General features: G+C 55.4%; 15 protein-coding genes. 13 read left to right on the forward strand and 2 right to left on the reverse strand.

The window, feature by feature from the left end:
* The 6 genes from IDH41_RS07660 to IDH41_RS07685 all read left to right on the forward strand — a co-directional run.
* Positions 1-789, forward strand: a 789-nt coding sequence (locus tag IDH41_RS07660; protein WP_190859773.1) for an extracellular solute-binding protein, incomplete at its 5' end; no start/stop codon positions are given.
* A gap of 51 nt (positions 790-840) precedes the next feature.
* Complete coding sequence (locus tag IDH41_RS07665) at positions 841-1,734, forward strand: carbohydrate ABC transporter permease (protein WP_190859775.1); 894 nt, start codon at positions 841-843, stop codon at positions 1,732-1,734.
* Between the two features lie 41 nt (positions 1,735-1,775).
* Positions 1,776-2,612: a carbohydrate ABC transporter permease gene (locus IDH41_RS07670; RefSeq protein WP_190859777.1), complete on the forward strand. Its 837-nt coding sequence runs from the start codon at positions 1,776-1,778 to the stop codon at positions 2,610-2,612.
* Between the two features lie 3 nt (positions 2,613-2,615).
* A complete protein-coding gene (locus IDH41_RS07675) occupies positions 2,616-5,099 on the forward strand; it encodes a family 43 glycosylhydrolase (protein WP_190859779.1) in 2,484 nt (827 codons plus the stop codon).
* Between the two features lie 28 nt (positions 5,100-5,127).
* On the forward strand, positions 5,128-6,900 hold the full coding sequence (locus tag IDH41_RS07680) for a glycoside hydrolase family 2 protein (protein WP_190859780.1): 1,773 nt from the start codon (positions 5,128-5,130) through the stop codon (positions 6,898-6,900).
* A gap of 442 nt (positions 6,901-7,342) precedes the next feature.
* On the forward strand, positions 7,343-8,209 hold the full coding sequence (locus tag IDH41_RS07685; RefSeq protein WP_190859781.1) for a DUF421 domain-containing protein: 867 nt from the start codon (positions 7,343-7,345) through the stop codon (positions 8,207-8,209).
* Positions 8,210-8,212: 3 nt separating this feature from the next.
* Here the strand turns inward: IDH41_RS07685 and IDH41_RS07690 are convergent, their stop codons facing one another.
* Positions 8,213-8,545, reverse strand: a complete 333-nt coding sequence (locus tag IDH41_RS07690) for a winged helix-turn-helix transcriptional regulator (RefSeq protein ID WP_190859782.1) — start codon at positions 8,543-8,545, stop codon at positions 8,213-8,215.
* Positions 8,546-8,737: 192 nt separating this feature from the next.
* Positions 8,738-9,469: a hypothetical protein gene (locus IDH41_RS07695; RefSeq protein ID WP_190859784.1), complete on the reverse strand. Its 732-nt coding sequence runs from the start codon at positions 9,467-9,469 to the stop codon at positions 8,738-8,740.
* 371 nt (positions 9,470-9,840) lie between these two features.
* On the opposite strand from IDH41_RS07695, the gene coxB reads away from it, so the two are divergent.
* From coxB to IDH41_RS07730, 7 genes are all read left to right on the forward strand, one after another.
* Positions 9,841-10,887, forward strand: coding sequence for a cytochrome c oxidase subunit II (coxB, locus tag IDH41_RS07700; protein ID WP_190859785.1), 1,047 nt, complete (start codon positions 9,841-9,843; stop codon positions 10,885-10,887).
* Between the two features lie 74 nt (positions 10,888-10,961).
* Complete coding sequence (gene ctaD / locus IDH41_RS07705; RefSeq protein WP_190860133.1) at positions 10,962-12,809, forward strand: cytochrome c oxidase subunit I; 1,848 nt, start codon at positions 10,962-10,964, stop codon at positions 12,807-12,809.
* Entirely contained in the window at positions 12,806-13,423 is a 618-nt protein-coding gene (locus IDH41_RS07710) for a cytochrome (ubi)quinol oxidase subunit III (protein ID WP_190859787.1), read from the forward strand. Before ctaD ends, IDH41_RS07710 begins: the two co-directional genes overlap by 4 nt.
* A gap of 3 nt (positions 13,424-13,426) precedes the next feature.
* The gene (locus tag IDH41_RS07715; RefSeq protein ID WP_190859788.1) at positions 13,427-13,744 is read left to right on the forward strand and encodes a cytochrome C oxidase subunit IV family protein; all 318 of its coding nucleotides are present in this window, start codon (positions 13,427-13,429) and stop codon (positions 13,742-13,744) included.
* 91 nt (positions 13,745-13,835) lie between these two features.
* The gene (ctaG, locus tag IDH41_RS07720) at positions 13,836-14,738 is read left to right on the forward strand and encodes a cytochrome c oxidase assembly factor CtaG (protein WP_190859789.1); all 903 of its coding nucleotides are present in this window, start codon (positions 13,836-13,838) and stop codon (positions 14,736-14,738) included.
* A 45-nt stretch (positions 14,739-14,783) separates the two neighbouring features.
* Complete coding sequence (locus IDH41_RS07725) at positions 14,784-15,245, forward strand: DUF420 domain-containing protein (RefSeq protein ID WP_190859791.1); 462 nt, start codon at positions 14,784-14,786, stop codon at positions 15,243-15,245.
* Between the two features lie 162 nt (positions 15,246-15,407).
* On the forward strand, positions 15,408-16,133 hold the full coding sequence (locus tag IDH41_RS07730; protein ID WP_190859792.1) for a hypothetical protein: 726 nt from the start codon (positions 15,408-15,410) through the stop codon (positions 16,131-16,133).
* Positions 16,134-16,135: the final 2 nt, after the last annotated feature.

Here is a 16,135-nt window from a genome sequence, read left to right on the forward strand (position 1 = left end):
GAAGTGGGCGGCTGGACGTGGGACGACTGGCTCGAAGCGGCGAAGAAGCTGACGAAGGACGAGAACGGCGACGGCAAGATCGACGTCTACGGCGGTGCGAACTTATCGGTGGAAGGCGCGGTATGGGCCGCGGGAGGCGACTTCATCGACTACAAGACGGGCACGATTACGATCGATACGCCGGAGTTCGCGAGCGCGATGCAGTGGGTGGCGGATTTGCGGCTGAAGCATAACGTGGCGCCGTCGCCGGAGGACGAGAAGGCGATGAACGCGTACTCGCGGTTCGTGGCGGGCAAGGTAGGCATGTTCCCGATGGGTCCGTGGGATCAGCCGGCGTTCTGGGATTTGCCGTTCGAGTGGGACGTGGCGGCGTGGCCGGTCCATCCGGAGACGGGCAAGGCGGGCACATGGCTCGGGTCGATGGGCTACGCGGTGTCGAGCAAGACGAAGCATGCGCAGGAGGCGTTCAATCTGGCGGCGTACTTGGCGCTGGACAAGGAAGGGCAGAAGCAGAACTACGAGCTCGGGCAGGCGGTGCCGAACCTGATCGACATGGCGAAGGGCGAGTTCGCGTCGTACGACAAGGCGCCGGCGAACCGCAAGGTGTTCCTGGACATCATCGAGGATTATGGGCATCCGACGATCGAGTTCGGCTCGAAGGATACGAAGTGGATCGACACGATGTGGCAGGAGGCCGGCAAAGTGTACGACGGCAAAATGACGGCCGCCGATTGGGCGAAGGAAATGCAGCCGAAGCTGCAGGAGCTGTACGACAAAGGCAACAAGTAAGCCGTCCCGAATCTCTATTTTATCGAATCGTTAGCGCGAGGATGTGTACGCATGAAAAAACGTAAACCAAGTTATATCCGGAAGGAATACGCGTGGGCCTATCTGTTCGTGGCGGCTCCCGTGCTCGGATTCGTCATCTTTGGCGTCGCGCCGCTGCTCTATTCCGTCTGGCTGAGCTTCACGTCGTGGGACCTCGTGTCGCCGCCCGAATTCGTCGGGCTTGACAACTACGTCGAGGCGTTCAAGGACGAGAAGGTGTACAAGTCGCTGTACAATACGGTGTTTATGATGATCGGCATCCCGATCGGCATGATTATTGCGCTTCTGCTTGCGATCATGATGAACCGGCCGATCAAAGGCATCTCGTTCCTGAGAACGATCTACTATTTGCCGGTCATCTCGCCGATCATCGCCGTATCGCTGCTCTGGCAATGGATCCTGAACCAGGACTTCGGCCTGCTTAACCAGACGCTGTGGAACTGGTTCGGCATTCAAGGTCCGAACTGGCTCGGCAGCGCGGAATGGATTAAGCCGTCGATGATTCTGATGGGGGTATGGGGCGGCGTCGGCGGCACGATGGTGCTGTATTTGGCCGGCCTGCAGTCGATCTCGTCGACTTATTACGAGGCGGCCGAGGTCGACGGGGCGAACGCGTTCCAGAAGCTGTGGCTGATCACGATTCCGCTCCTCACGAACATTCATTTTTTCGTCATCGTCATGGGCGTCATCGGCGCGTTCCAATCGTTCAGCCAAATTTACGTGCTGGCAGGGGACGGCGGACCGGAGTACAGTGCGGCGACGGTCGTGTTCTATATTTTCGAAAATGCGTTCAAATACTTCAACATGGGCTACGCCAGCGCCATCGCGTGGGTGCTCGGGCTGATCATCTTCATCGTGACGCTGATTCAGTTCCGCTTGTCGAAGCGCTGGGTGTACAACGATTAAGGCTTTGCCGTTACCGTTAGCGAGGGGAGTTTGATTCTAACATGCAACAGAAACGATTGGCTAACCTGTGGGTGACGATTATTTTGGGCATCGGCTCGATCGTCATGCTGGCGCCGTTCGCGTGGACGATTTCCACGTCGCTCAAAAATCAGCGGACCGTGTTCGAAATCCCGCCGAAATGGATTCCGGATCCGGCGACGTTCAATAACTACGTGACGGCCTGGAACGATTCGCCGCTGCTCAGCGGATTCATGAACAGTACGATCATCGTTATTTTCGTGCTGGCGATCGGCTTGCTCACATCGACGATGGCGGCCTACGCGTTCGCCAAAATCGATTTTCCATTCAAGGAAACGATCTTCCTCTGCCTGCTCGGCACGATGATGATTCCGTATTCGGTCGTCATGATCCCGCAGTTCATCGGGTTCTCGGCCATCGATTGGGTCGATTCCTTGCTGCCGCTCATCGTGCCGGGGCTGTTCGGCAATATCGTCGTCGTCTTCTTCCTGCGCCAGTACTTGGCCGGCGGTCTGCCGACGGAGCTGGTCGAGGCGGCCAAGCTCGACGGCAGCGGCTTCTTCCGCACCTTCTGGACGATCGCTCTTCCGGTCGCGAAGCCGGCGATCGCCGCGCAGGCGGCGCTCAGCTTCATGGGCATCTGGAATGATTTTATGGGGCCGCTGATCTACCTGCATTCGCCGGAGAAGCAGACGATTCAAGTGCTGATCGCGTCCATGCAGGCGCAATATATGGGCTCCTCCAACTATCCGGTTATTATGGCGGCGTCGATCATTTCGATGATTCCGGTCATTCTCGTCTTTTTCTTCTGTCAGCGCTACTTCATCGAATCGCTTGCGATCAGCGGATTGAAGGGATAGGCGATGAAGAAAGCGGCGAGAGGCAATTTCGGATTAAAAAAGGCGGCGGTCGCCTTGGCGGCGGCATCGGTCATGCTGACGGCCGGCGCCTGCCGGCCGGAGCCGGACGAAATCGAAGTCATCTTATTGGAGGAGGATGCGAAGGTGTACACGAACTCGTTCAAGCTGGAGCAGGAATGGGAGGATTACGGCATCGGCGATCCGTTCATCATGCGGCATAACGGAAGATATTATCTGTATTGCAGCACGAAGGATTGGCGGCCCGGCATTAAAGCCTGGAGCTCGGACAATCTGGTCGATTGGCAATACGAAGGGCTGGTGACGGAGGATCCCATTTCGACGGGGGCTTACGCGCCGGAAGTGTTCTACTGGAACGGAAGCTTCTATCTGTATACGTCGCCGGCGGGCCAAGGCCATTATGTTCTGCAGAGCGACAGCCCGACCGGGCCGTTCGAGGTGAAGACCGGCAATCTCGGCAACTCGATCGACGGTTCGGTCTTCATCGACGATGACGGCAAATGGTATTTCACGAACGCGGGCACGCAAGGCATCGTCGCCCACGAAATGCCGGATCCGCTCACGATCGACATCGGCGTCACGACGAATGCGTTCCTAAGCCATTGGACGGAAGGCTCGATGATCTGGAAGCGGAACGGCCTCTATTACATGACCTATACGGGGAACCATGTGTTCAGCAACGGCTACCGCGTCAATTACGCGGTATCGAAGGACGGACCGTTCGGCGATTACGCCATCCCCGCCAACAACCCGGTCATCCTTAACGTCGACGAGGAATTCAAGGGGCTGGGTCACAGCTCGACCGTGCTTGGCCCGGACATGGATTCCTACTATATGACGTATCACAATCTGGTCGGACGCTCCGTGGAAGGGCCGCCCGTGCGCGAGCTCAATATCGACCGGCTGGCGTATAACGGGGATAAGCTCGTCGTGCTCGGCCCGACCCATGATCATAACCAGCCGGCGCCCGCAATGCCGGCATTATACGGGCGGCTCTCCGATGGTGTCGATCCGAAGGAGTGGGAGCAGTCGGACCATGCGCTTCTGAGCATCGCGCCGACGGCGGCCGCATTCATCGCGGAGTATAACCTTCGCTATCCGGAAGGAGAGAAGCCGGATGCGGCAACTGCGGTCAGCGCGGTGTTCGGCTACCGGGACGACGGCAATTATTCGGCGGTGCGGCTGCGCCCGGCTTCGCACAAGCTCGAGCTGATCGAGAGGAAGGACGGGGCGGAGACTGCGATTGCCGATGCGACGCTGCCGGAGCAATTCGATTATGCCAAGCTGCATGCGATCCGGGTGGAGCGCCGCGACTCGTCCGTACTCGTCTTCTTCGACGGCATGAAGAAGCTCGAGGCGGAGACGAGCGGCGCGGCGGGCGGCCGGATCGGATACATCGCGGGTGGGGCGAGCCCGGTATACGAATATACGGCGTTCGCGAACGACGCGGACGGCAGCAGCGATTTCGAAGCTTACAAGCCGCTGCCCGGCACGATTGAAGCCGTTCATTATTTGAAGGAGGCGGAGCGGGGCTTCCATATGGAGCAGCCGTCCGCGGACGGAGCCGCTTACCGGGTGAATGACGGCGTGCCGATCGCCCGGACGGTGGCCGGAAGCTACTCCGTCTCGCTTCAGAATGAAGGGGATTGGCTGAAGTATAAAGTGAACGCGAAGACGGAAGGCGATTACGGCATCGGAGTCGCGCTGCGGAAGCCGGACGACGACGTCGTGCTGGAATGGTCGGTCGACGGAGGCAAGGCGGAGAAGACGACGATTCGCGCGGACGATCCGGCCTTCGCGGAAGCCGGCTGGGCGAAGGTTCGGGCAGGAACGCTCAAGATGCCGGCGGGCTTCCATGAGCTGAAGGTGAAGCTAGCGAAGGGCGCCTCCGAGCTGGAATCGTTCGAGCTGTTCGAGCTGGCGGAGAAGAGCGCGAAGGCGATATCGCTAGACGAAGCATCGATCCGGAACAAATTCGGCTTGTTCAGCGAATCCGACGAAGGCGGAGGTTATTCCGGCAGCGGCATCGACGACGATAGGCTCTTCCTTGGCGACGATCGCTGGGACGACTACGAGTTCGCCGTGCAGGTGAAGCTTGAATCGGACACCGACGCCGGCGGCTTGTTCGTTCGGGAAACGAACGAATCGTATCACCCCGACCAGGTGATGGACGCGGCGATGGGCTATTATATCGGCGTTACTTCCTCGCAGGTGACGCTGAGCCGGTTGAATTACGATTCGATCCTGCTGGCGAGCGAGACGGCTCAGTTCGAGCCGGGCGAGGAGCACCCGATCAAGGTCGTCGCGCAAGGCGGCCGCATACGCGTATACGTGAACGGAGAGAAGGACGCTTTAATCGATTATACGGATCCGAATCCGTTCCTGTACGGCAAGGTCGGCATTCGCTCCGAGCGATCGTCCGTCAGCTTCCATCAAATGACGGTCAAGCCGTTACCGGGAGACCGATAGAAGAAAGTAACAGGACTGGAGTGGGAACATGACTTATCCATTACGAAACGAGTATCCTAGACCGCAATTCGAACGCCAGGCATGGCTAAGTCTAAACGGTGAATGGCAGTTTGCTTACGATGACGACGATGAAGGCGAGGACGGCAGGTGGTACGAAGGCAGAGCGTTAGAACGCTCTATCCAAGTGCCGTTCTGCTACCAAAGCGAGCTGAGCGGCATTGGCGAGACGGCGTTTCACGATATCGTCTGGTACCGCAAGGATGTCGCGATCCCGCATGGGTTTGCGGGCAAACGAATCATTCTGCACTTCGGCGCCGTCGATTACGAGGCGAAGGTATGGGTGAACGGACGGCTGGTCGCCAGCCATGAGGGCGGCCATACCCCGTTCCATGCGGACGTTACGTCGGTCTTGAACGGGGCGGGCGAATCGAACAGCATCGTCGTAAGGGCCAAGGATTACAGCAAGGACGTTACGCTGCCAAGGGGCAAGCAGTACTGGAAAGAGCAATCCGAGCAGGTGTTCTATACGAGGACGACGGGCATTTGGCAGCCGGTATGGCTCGAACCGGTTAGTCCGGCACACCTTGACCGCGTCCGCATGACGCCGGATATCGATGCGAACAAAATCCATATCCGGGGCTTTTTCAACGGAATCGAAGGCCTGGCGAATTTGCGGTTCGGTATCCGGATTACGTTCGGCGGCGAGCTGATCGCCGAGGACGTGATCCGCGTGACGGCGGCCGAGGAGGAAGTGTCGATCAAGCTGCACGACTTCAACGACCACGGCCTCGGCCGCTGGTGGTCGCCCGAGAAGCCGAACCTGTACGATGCGGAATTCACGCTGCTGGGCGGCGGGGAGGAGCTGGACCGGGTCGTCAGCTACTTCGGCATGCGGAAAATATCGATCGAAGACGGCGTCGTCTGCTTGAATAACCGGCCTTATTATATGAAGCTCGTGCTCGATCAAGGCTATTTTCCCGGCGGCGTCCTGACCGCGCCAAGCGACGAGATGCTAAGGCGGGATGTCGAGCTGACGAAGCAGATGGGCTTCAACGGCGCGAGAAAGCATCAGAAAATCGAGGATCCCCGCTATTTGTACTGGTGCGATAAGCTGGGACTGCTCGTATGGGGCGAAATGGCCAACGCCTACCAGTTTTCCGAGCGATACGTAGGCCGCGTGACGAAGGAATGGCAGGAGGCGATTCACCGCGATTACAACCACCCGAGCATCGTCGTATGGGTTCCGCTCAACGAAAGCTGGGGCGCGCCGAACATTTTGATCGACAAAAGGCAGCAGCATCATGCCTCCACGCTCTATTATTTGACGAAGTCGCTGGACGATACGAGGATCGTCATCTCCAACGACGGCTGGGAGCATGTCAAATCCGATATGTACACGGTGCATGATTACGAGTATCGCGAGAACGTCTTGGCCGGTCGCTATACGTCGCCCGAGCTCGCGGTCAAGAGCGATCCGCAGGGCCGGAAAATTATTTTGCCGGGCTATAAGTACGAGGGCGAGCCGGTGCAGATGTCGGAGTTCGGGGGCATCTCCTACCTTCGGAACAGCGGAGACGGCTGGGGCTATTCGGCGGCCAAGGACGACCGGGATTTCCTTGACCGGCTGCTTGCCGTCATGCGTCCGATCCGATCGGCCGGCGGCCTGCAGGGCTATTGCTACACCCAGCTTACCGACGTCGAACAGGAGAAGAACGGACTGCTCGACTTCGACCGCAATCCGAAGCTTCCGCTCGAGATCTACCGGCAGCTGAATGCCGGCGAGACGCCGGAGCTCTCCTGAAAAATTGGACAGGGCTGTCCGCGAGGCGCGCGAATGCGCCGAGCGAACAGCCCTTAATTGCGTATATTTAACCGAGCCGTACCTGCATTTGCCTGCAGACGGGCTGAACGGAATCCCCTCGTTAACATCGTCTAACATGCGTACAAAGTTGCCTGAAAACTTGCATCCTAAAACAACGAAAGCCCTGCCTCTCTTCCGTCCTTGCGGCTCCGATGACCGCGCCAGTGTGAATCAGAAATACAGATCGAAACATGATTGGGAATTAACAACTAAGAAATCATAATCCGAGGAAATCATTGAATCTAGCTGGGGATTGATAGAGGTTAAATATATCAAATTCATTCCATTATACCGGATAATCGGCAGTAATGCAAGTGCAAATCGGCGAGCGCATGACTTTAATCATTATGGACATTCTAGGAAAGGAAAGGGGGAAGCCGCAATGCCGGATTGGATTGAAATCGTTATTCGCACCGTAACGTCGGTACTCATTTTATTCGCGATGACCAAAATATTGGGGAAACGGCAAATATCGCAGCTGTCGCTATTCGAATACATCACAGGCATTTCGATCGGGAATATTGCCGCTTATGTGTCGCTCGATCTCGACAATTTGTGGTACTTGGGCATCGTTTCGCTCATTGTGTGGGTCAGCATGTCGATCGGCATGGAGTACGTTACATTAAAAAGCAGAAAGATTCGCGATTTCGTGGACGGAAAGGCGACGGTTCTCATCAAGGACGGTCGGCTGTTCAAGAATCAGCTTCACAAGGAGAGGCTCACGCTCGACGAACTGCTCGAGCAGCTCCGCAAAAAAGACGTGTACCGCGTCGCGGACGTGGAATTCGCCGTCATGGAGCCGAGCGGGGAAATTAACGTGATGCTGAAGAAGCAGCATCAGCCGATTACGCCGGACATGCTCGGCTGGCGAGTCGCCGAAGAGCGCGAAGCGATGACCGTCATCATGGACGGCGAGATCAGGGATGAAGCCTTGTTCGAGGCGGGCTTGGACCATAAACGGCTCGAGCGCGAGCTTAAGCGAAGAAAGCTGGACAAAAAGGACGTGCTGCTCGCCCAGGTGGACGGCAACGGCAAGCTGTTCGCGCAGACGACCGACGAGCAGGGCCGGTCGGATCGCGTCGAGATCAAGCCGCGCGAACGCGTCGCCATTCTTGCGGAGCATTTCGAGGCGGAGCTGAACCGTTTGGAGCGATTGGCGAGCAACGAGAGCGACCGCCACGTCTACCGGTCGGCGCTGGACCGCTTCCATAACGGGATCAAGCCGCTGAACGACAAATCGTCCAAGTAACGGTTACGTCCATTTGGCGGACCAAAGCTTCATTTCCTTTAAAATATGATGCAAATCCTCGCCTTTGGGCGTGAGCGAATACTCGACGGTGACGGGAACCGTCGGGTATACCGTTCTCTCGAGCACGCCTTTCTCTTCCAGATGGCGGAGCGTGCTCGTGAGCGCCCGCGGGCTGACCGCGGGAATAAGCCGCTGCAGCTCGCCGAACCTTTTGGTGCCGCAGAACAGCTCCCGCAGCACGAGAAAGGCCCATTTGCCGCCGATGACGTCTAGCGTTTTTTCGATATTGCATTCGATATGGACGGGCTTCCTCGGGATATAATTGCGCGCGTTCATGAAGGGCCTCCTCTATTTAAGTACTTACCGCTAGTATAGTATATATAGGAAGGATAATAAAATGAAATAATATACACTGTTCTTTATTGCAGGCGGATAGCGCAAAAAAATGGCGAGGCAGTCTGGCGGCTGCTTCACCATTTTCGTTGAGGGATATGCCGATTTCGCTATATATAATAGGAAGCGATTTTTTTATTGATCCATTTGCTCCTCGGACGGGCTGTATACGCCCGGCTGGGTAATCGGCTTCGGCATGACTTTGCCGCCGGCGAAATGGTATTTCACGACGGTATTGAACGTATCGAGCCATGGCATCAAGGAACGCCCGCCCCACGCTTCCTTCGCGAATTCGTTAAAGTAATTCATAAGCTCCATATTGGCGGAAACATGCACCTCCTGCACGCTCGGCGCCATCTCCCTTACTTTGAGGGCGACGGTCTGCTTCAGCTCGCCGGACAGATTGTTGATATCGTTGACGGAAAAGTACGAATTGTAAGGCGAGACGAGCGAGCGGCTGTTGCTCATATACGGGTTGCCGGTGTCGTGGTTGTAGACGCCTTCGTTCGTGCCCGTATTGTCCTGCTCGGTTCTGCCGCCCGCGCCGCGGGTGCCGACGGCCGACCAGTCGAGCATAAGTCCGACGTAGGCGTTCTTGTCAGTCAGCATGACGATCGCGGCGGAAACGCCGCTAAGGTCGGACACTTTGCGTGAAATGGCGGAGCTGTATTCAAAGAAGGCATTATCATGCTGGTTCGGATTGTTCGACATCGGCCCGTACGATCTGCCGCCAAGCATCTTCGGATCGTTCGCCTGACGGCTGCCGTAATCGGTGTCGCTCTTCTGCGCGAGTTCCTCGTAGTTGCAGCCGGCTGCGGCCGTAATCATCAAAGCTGACAGCAGCAGCGCGGCCCCTCGTTTCATCATGATGCGCGGACCCCCATTCTTACGATGATGACGTTAGTTTTTGCCGAGCGGATTGAAATATACGTTTGACCGGGGATACATAATTGACCATGGTTTTGGTGCACAATGTAAGGGAGAGAGAAGCATGTCCGAGGGCCTTGTCCCAGCGTCGCCGACAAGCGGAGAAACGTTGTAACGGTGCGATTTTGACAGCTTTGAGAACAATTTGTGAACTCTCTGTGGAACATTGACAAATAGGGGCTCCAACTTTATATTTAATAAAGTGATTTAAGTTACAGGAGTTGTAATAACATCTGTGAAACACGCAGCACGCCGCTTGCCACGTGAAATCAGGCAGCTGCGAAAACGTCAAAAGTGGGGTTGATTAATCAATGAAACGGTGGCAATTTGTAAAACGGCTTGCACCGCTAATGGCCTTCATGGTATTAGTGCTAGCGGCATGCGGACGGGAAGACTTGTCGACGCTGAATCCCCAGGGACCTGTAGCGGAAGAGCAATTCGGACTGATGAAGCTGGCGATTTCAATTATGCTGATCGTAATTGTGGTCGTGTTTGCAATTTCTATTTATGTAATCATTCGTTTCCGCAGACGGCCGGGAGACAAGACGATTCCGAAGCAAGTGGAAGGAAGCCACAAGCTGGAGATCATTTGGACGGTTATTCCGATCATCCTGCTCATTATCCTCGGCGTTCCTACCGTGCAATCCGTCTTCAACCTGTCGAAAGATTACACGAAAGATCCGGAAGCGGTTCAGGTTATCGTTACTTCGCATCAGTACTGGTGGGAGTTTGAATATCCGGATTACGGCATCAAGACCGCGCAGGAGCTTATTATTCCGACGGGCAAGACCATTTCCATTCAAGCCAAATCGGCGGACGTGCTGCACTCGTTCTGGATCCCGTCGCTTGCGGGCAAGATTGACACGAACCCCGGCGCGAACGTGAACACGATGTATTTCTCGGCTCCGAAAGAAGGCGTTTACCTCGGCAAGTGCGCCGAGCTTTGCGGACCTTCGCACGGATTGATGGATTTCAAAGTAAAATCAGTGGACGAGTCGTCATTCGACCGTTGGGTAGCCGCGATTCAAGAACCGGTCGCTCTTCCTAGCGATCCTGCGGTTGCGGCCGCATTCGAAAGCAAATGCCTTTCCTGCCACGCCGTGGGCGACAAAGGCGGACCGGCCTATCCGAACCTGACGGGTATCGGCAGCCGCGAGTCCGTCGGAGGTATTCTTGTCAACACCGATGATCCGAAATACGACAACGAGGGTTCGGTTTACGATAACTTGTATCGTTGGATCGAGAATCCGGACGAAGTGAAGCCGGGTAACCAAATGGGTAAAATCGATCTGACCGAGCAAGAGCTCGAAGGCATCGCGAAATATTTATCTGAACTGAAACTCAACTACGAACAATAATTTATCGGTGATTGAAGGAGGTACCTACTTTGGCTCATGCGCATACGCATCAGGTCAAACGATACAGCGGCATCATGGACTGGCTGACGACGGTTGACCATAAAAAAATCGGGATATTGTATTTGATCGCGGGCGGGTTTTTCTTCCTCGTCGGCGGTTTGGAAGCACTTTTGATTCGGATTCAGCTGTGGAAGCCGATGAACGACTTCGTCAGCGCCGACACATTCAACGAATTGCTGACGATGCACGGCACGACGATGATCTTCCTTGCGGCGATGCCGATGCTGTTCGCGCTTATGAACGCGGTCGTACCGCTTCAGATCGGCGCGCGCGACGTCGCATTCCCTTTCGTTAACTCGCTTGGCTTCTGGACGTTCCTGTTCGGGGGCGTGCTGCTTAACGTCAGCTGGTTCACGGGCGGAGCGCCGGACGCAGGCTGGACGGCATACGCACCGCTCGCAGGTACTACATACAGCGGCGACCATGGCGTGGACTATTACGTGCTCGGCTTGCAGATTGCCGGTATCGGTACGCTGATCGGGGGCATCAACTTCCTCGTTACGATTATCAACATGCGCGCTCCGGGCATGACGTTCATGCGCATGCCGCTGTTTACTTGGACGGCTTTCATTACTTCAGCGCTTATCCTGTTCGCGTTCCCGGCTCTGACGGTCGGCCTCGCGGCGCTGATGTTCGACCGGTTGTTCGACGCGAACTTCTTCGACCCGTCGGGCGGCGGCAACGCGGTTCTATGGGAGCATATTTTCTGGATATTCGGGCATCCTGAGGTTTATATCCTCATCCTGCCGGCTTTCGGCGTCATTTCCGAAGTTATCAGTACGTTCTCGCGGAAGCGCCTGTTCGGATACAGCTCGATGGTATTCGCTACGATCCTGATCGGCTTCCTGGGCTTCATGGTCTGGGCGCATCACATGTTCACGACGGGTCTTGGACCGGTTGCGAACGCGTTGTTCTCGATCGCAACGATGCTGATCGCAGTACCGACGGGTATTAAAATTTTTAACTGGCTGTTCACGATGTGGGGCGGCTCGATCAAGTTCACTACGGCGAACCTGTTCGCGGTCGGCTTCGTTCCGACGTTCGTCATGGGCGGCGTAACGGGCGTCATGCTGGCGGCGGCACCCGCCGACTTCCAGTATCACGATTCCTACTTCGTCGTTGCCCATTTCCACTACGTTATCGTCGGCGGTTTGATCTTGGGTATATTCGCCGGTCTGCATTACTGGTGGCCGAAGATGTTCGGCCGCATGCTCAACGAAGGGCTCGGCAAGCTGACGTTCTGGACATTTTTTACCGGTTTCCATTTGACGTTCTTTATTCAGCATTTCCTCGGCTTGCTCGGTATGCCGCGCCGAATTTGGACGTACCTTGACGGTCTTGGCTTTAACGAAATGAATATGATCAGTACGGTCGGCGCCGTTCTAATGGGCCTCGGCACGATCTTCTTCCTGCTGAACGTCGTCGTGTCGTCGTTCAAGCCAAAGAACGCGCCGGCGGATCCATGGGAAGACGGCCGCACGCTGGAGTGGACGATTCCGTCGCCTCCTCCGGAGTACAACTTCGCCCAAACGCCGCTCGTTCGCGGTTACGACGCTTACTGGAAAGAGAAGATGGACGGCCACAGCGGCATGACGCCGGCCGAGCCGATCGGTCCGATCCATATGCCTTCGCCATCGATCCTGCCGTTCTTCATGGGTCTCGGCTTGTTCATCGCCGGCTTCGGCTTCATGTACGCGCCGGATTGGGGCGACCTGTTCGCCGGATTCAAATCGGGTTACGCCGTAGGCATCGTAGGCTTGCTGATCGTGTTCCTGTGCATGTTCCTGCGGTCTGTGTATGATGATCACGGGTTCCATATTGAAGAAGAGGAAATCCTCAGAGATAAGGGGGGGAAAGCATGAGTGCGCATTCGCATGCAGAAGGGCATCTGCCTCATGAGCCCGAAAAGGCGACCCTCGAGGGACGCAATAAAGTATTAGGCTTCTGGTTATTCCTTGGCGGCGAGACCGTATTGTTCGGAACGTTGTTCTCCGCGTTCCTGGCGCTCCGCCACCAAGTACTTGACGGGCCGCCGGCGCACGAGCTGTTCTCGCTTCCGCTCGTTGCCATCGCAACGGCGCTGCTTCTGACTTCCAGCTTGACGAGCGTATTCGCCGTACACGCGATGCATACGCACCGAGTGAAGGCATTGATCAATTGGCTCATCATTACCGTCGTGCTCGGCCTTGGCTTCCTTGGCCTTGAGATTTACGAGTTCTATCACTATGTGCATGAAGGCCACGGCTTCACGACGAGCGCATTCAGCTCCTCGTTCTACACGCTCGTCGGCTTCCACGGCGCGCACGTTGCCTTCGGTATTTTGTGGATCTCACTGCTCATCGTACAATTGATGAAAAAAGGGTTGACCGTCGTAACGGCGCCGAAAGCTTATGTAGCAAGCATGTATTGGCACTTTATCGACGTCGTATGGGTATTCATCTTCACCGTTGTGTACTTGATGGGAAAGGTGGTTTAATCGATGGCAAGCAATCATTCGGCCACAGAGCAAAACACCAAGCGTCATAAGGTCGAAGGACCGAAGAAGCATATCATCGCGTTTCTGTTTTCCGTTCTGCTGACGTTCATCGCATTCGCGACCGTCATCAGCGGCGAAATCAACAAAGACTTTATTTACATTATCTTGATCGGCCTTGCGATATTGCAGGTTTTCGTGCAGATGGCTTTCTGGATGCATATGAAGGATCGCGGCCATACTTTCGCGATTATCGGCATTCTAAGCGGCGTGTTCGTCGTATTCACCTGCGTGATCATGGCCGAATATTGGGCTTGGTGGTAATACCGTTGTCGTACTGGAGGAGGGTCCCGAAAGGCTTGGGTCCCTCCTCTTTTGCAAAATAAAGGGTAGCGTTATCGAAAGGAGCTTCCACATGCTTGGCTTGCAATATTTTACGTTCGAAGAATTGTGGACCCCGTGGTTCTTGTTCGGAATGGCCGCGATCGTCATTCTCTATTTTTACTTGATCGGTCCGTGGCGGGAGAAGCATAACCCGCAGGCGCCGGCCGCGACGGGGATGCAGAAGGCGTTGTTCGTGTCGGCGATCGTTCTTTTATATTTGGCGCACGGGGGGCCATTGAACCTGCTAGGCCATCTCATGTTCACGTTCCATATGGTGAATATGTCGATCTCCTACTTGATCGTTCCGCCGATGGTGCTGCTAGGGGTTCCAAGCTTTGTTTGGCGTAAAATGTTTTCCGCCGGCTTCTGGAAGAAGTTCAGCTTGCTGATGCATCCTATTATTACGATCGTGCTGTTCAATATGCTGTTCTCCATCTATCACGTGCCGGTCGTGCATGATTATGTCATGACGCATTTCACGGTGCACCGACTCTATTATTTGGTATTGCTTGTCACCTCCTTCATGATGTGGTGGCAAATCGCTTCGCCGGTGCCGGAATGGAGCAAGCTGACGGATTTGAAGAAGATGGCCTACGTCTTCGCGAACGGCGTACTTCTGACGCCGGCTTGCGCGCTGATCATCTTCGCGAACGAATCCATGTATGCGATCTACAGCGACCCGAACGTCTGGGTGACCGCAATGGGCTACTGCGTCTCCGGCGATCCGAGCCGGCTGCTCGAAAGCTTCAGCGGTCCTCAGTTTTTCAATCTGATGGACGTGAAGGAGGATCAGCAGACTGGCGGTATTATAATGAAGCTGGTCCAGGAGCTGATGTACGGCATCATCCTGGCGTATATTTTCAAGCAGTGGTTCAAGAAGGAGCACACGGAGGACGAATTGCCGAATTCGAACCCGAATACGGGGACGGCTTAACGGGCCGGCTTGGCATTCATCATTTTTTGATTAGGTGGGGTAGGATTGGATATTTATACGGTTATGCCGACGATTAGTACGGCTTTGATCGTCATCAGCGCGGTGCTGGTGGCCATTGGCTGGAGGCTGGCGGTAAAACGGAGGCTCGAAGCGCATCAGCGGACGATGTTCTGGGCGGCGGTTACCGCGATCCTGTTCTTTATCATTTATTCCTCGAGGACGTTAATTTCCGGCAATACGGAATGGGGCGGTCCGGACAGCCTGAAGCCGTTCTATATTACGTTTCTGTTGTTTCACATTACGCTGGCGACCGTCGGCGCCGTATTCGGCATTACGACGCTGACCCTCGGCTACCGCAAAAAATTCGCCAAGCACCGCAAATGGGGAAGAGTGACGTCCGTCGTATGGTTCATTACCGCCGTTACGGGCGTGACGGTGTACGTATTGCTTTATTGGATGTATCCGGGCGGCCATACGAAGCCGATGCTGGATGCGATATTCGGTTGATTCGAGTTGGATGTGCGCGCCAAGCCGCGCTTTCGAGAGAGCGATCTTTCGGGAGCGCGGTTTTTGCTTTTTGTAAAAGGATTGACAAAGCTGTGCACAGTGAATATACTGTGTATAAAGATATATACAGTAATCACAATCATGAAGGAAGGTGCATCCGCTGTGGACTTATGGAAAGGCGCATGGTACTTGGCGAAGCATGAGCTGGCGAAGGATCGCTGGAGGAGCCTGTTCACGTTCGCGTTCGTCCTCTACATGTTATTGTTCTCCGTGCCATTGTTCATCGATAACTGGGAAGGGGAAGCGTCGAGACGCTTCGCGTGGGCAACGGATTTTATTTATTTATCGCTTCTGCCGTGCCTCGGCTTTATTTTCAATAAAACGATGGCGAGCTATTGGAAGAACGACGCTTATACGAAGAAGATGGCGCAGTGGCGAACGATGCCGATCTCGTCCAGGCAGATCGCGCTCGGCCGGCTGATCCAGATGGCAGCCGTCTTGCTGGCCTCCCAGCTGTTGTTCTTCCTGCTTCAATACGTGATCCTGCGTCTCAGCGGGGTCGAGTTGTCGCCCGTAAGCTTCATCTTGTACGCCCTGTTCTGGTTCTTCTACTCCATTACGATGGCTACGGCGTACGTCTATTGGGAGATCGGCCATACCGGCAAAATTTATCTAATCGTCAATTTTATTTACATCTTCTTGTTTCTGCTTGTTACGACGGCTTTAACGATGTTTAAATCCGGAAATATTATCGTAAACTCGCTTCTCGCGATCGAAGACGGCAATTGGTGGATCGTGCTTGCGGCGCTTGCGGCAGCCGTCGCGGCCGTATTCATCGGCGTGAACCGGATGGAGAATCGGCTTGAGAAGCGCAGCTACAGGGGCTAATC

The organism is Paenibacillus arenilitoris (assembly GCF_014705655.1).
Lineage (GTDB): Bacteria > Bacillota > Bacilli > Paenibacillales > Paenibacillaceae > Pristimantibacillus > Pristimantibacillus arenilitoris.